This window comes from Brevundimonas sp. (assembly GCF_030656255.1).
GTDB lineage: Bacteria > Pseudomonadota > Alphaproteobacteria > Caulobacterales > Caulobacteraceae > Brevundimonas.
The window spans coordinates 1-1,587 of sequence record NZ_JAUSOE010000001.1 but is presented as its reverse complement, the minus strand read 5'-3'; the positions used below and the strand labels follow the sequence as shown (position 1 = coordinate 1,587).

Below are 1,587 nucleotides of genomic sequence, written 5' to 3'. Positions count from 1 at the left end.
AGCGGAGACCCGGAACCCAGCGGCGCGCGAGAGCGCGAAACTGTCGCGGACTCGCTGCTCAACATCGTGCGGCGGGCCCATTTCGCCTTCGGCGCCGCTGGGTTCCGGGTCTTCGGGCCAAGCAGCCCTTCGCCCGGAATGACGAAAGCAAAAGAGCCCCTTGCAAAACGGACACCCGTGTCCATTTAAGCGCGTCATCATGTCGCGCCCTATCGAAAAACCTATCCGCAAAGACGTCATCCACAACCGCGCCGTCCTGCTGGAGGCCGCGCGGGCCGTCTTCGCCGACCAGGGGCTGGACGCGCCGCTGGACTTGATCGCGGAAAAGGCGGGCGTCGGACGCGGCACCCTGTATCGCCATTTCGCCGACCGCACCGAACTGGCCCTGGCTGTGCTCGAGGCCGACGTCGCCGACCTGGGCCGTCGCACCGCCGAACAGGGCGACGCCCCCGAGGTCTTCTTCTGGTTCCTGGATCGGCTGGCCGAGGACATGATCCGCAACGCCGGCCTGGCGGGGGTGGTGCGGAACGTGCGCTCGCCCGACGCGCTTACCTCCCTGCGGCAGAGCTTGATGGAGGCGGGCGCCGCGCCCCTGGCGCGGGCCCAGGCGGCCGGTCTGGTGCGTAAGGATCTGCGGCCGATGGACATTCGTCTGATCGCCACCCTGCTGGGCGCCGGTTTCCAGGGCGCCGACGAAGCCGAGCGTCAGGCCGTCTCGCAACGCACCCGCGTCCTCATCCTGGACGGACTGAAGCCCCGACCGGACGCGTCCTGATGGCCCGCGCCGACCGCAACTGGCATCTGCCGTGGGACCAGTATGTCGCCACCCTGAAGCCCCACGAACGCCCCACCCTGCCGGGCTCGCCCGCGACCCCGGACCATGCGGGCTGGCTCAGGCTGCAATACGCCCTGACCGGCGTCTTGGTGGCCCTGGTCGGCAGTTTGGGCAATGCGGCCGTCACCGCCAATCTGACCAATCTTCAGGGCTCGCTGGGGATCACCCAGACTGAGGCGGCCTGGCTGCCGGTCGTCTTCGTCATGACCAACGCCTGCATGAACCTGATCCTGTTCAAGTTCCGCCAGCAGTACGGCCTGCGCCTGTTCACCCAGATCTGCCTGACCGCCTTCGTCGTCACCTGCGCCGCCCACCTGGCGGTCGACAACTATGAGTCCACCCTGTTCGTCCGCGCCGTGGCCGGCATGGCGGGCGCGGGGCTCAGCAGCCTAGGCTTCCTCTACATGATCCAGGCCTTCCCCCCGAAGCACCGCCTGAAGGGGCTGGTGATCGGCATCGGCCTGTCCAGCTTCGCCGTCCCCATCGCCCGACTGATCATGCCCGGCCTGCTGGAGCTGAACGACTGGCGCGCCTTCTACACCTTTGAACTGGGCATGGCGCTTCTGGCCTGGGCTGCGGTCCAGGTGCTGCGCCTGCCCCCGTCCGAACGTCTGAAACTGTTCGAGCCCCTGGACTTCCTCACCTTCGCCCTATTCGCGCCGGGGGTGGCCCTGCTGGCCGCCGTCCTGGGCCTGGGTCGGATCGTCTGGTGGACCGAGGCCGCCTGGATCGGCTGGGCCCTGGCGGGATCG

The 1,587-nt window shown here is 68.4% G+C and carries 3 protein-coding genes; all 3 read left to right on the top strand.

Annotated elements, in window-relative coordinates; translation table 11 throughout:
• Nucleotides 1–189: hypothetical protein (locus tag Q7J26_RS00015; protein WP_304934488.1), on the top strand; the 189-nt coding region annotated here is incomplete at its 5' end.
• Between the two features lie 10 nt (nt 190–199).
• Entirely contained in the window at nt 200–775 is a 576-nt protein-coding gene (locus Q7J26_RS00010; protein WP_304934487.1) for a TetR/AcrR family transcriptional regulator, read from the top strand.
• The coding region (locus tag Q7J26_RS00005; RefSeq protein ID WP_304934486.1) for an MFS transporter at nt 775–1,587 on the top strand (813 nt) is incomplete at its 3' end. The genes Q7J26_RS00010 and Q7J26_RS00005, both read left to right, overlap by 1 nt.

Excerpts from the sequence above, each read along its gene's own strand:
- Q7J26_RS00010 (WP_304934487.1), top strand. The coding sequence starts at position 200 with ATGTCGCGCCCTATCGAAAAACCTATCCGCAAAGACGTCATCCACAAC.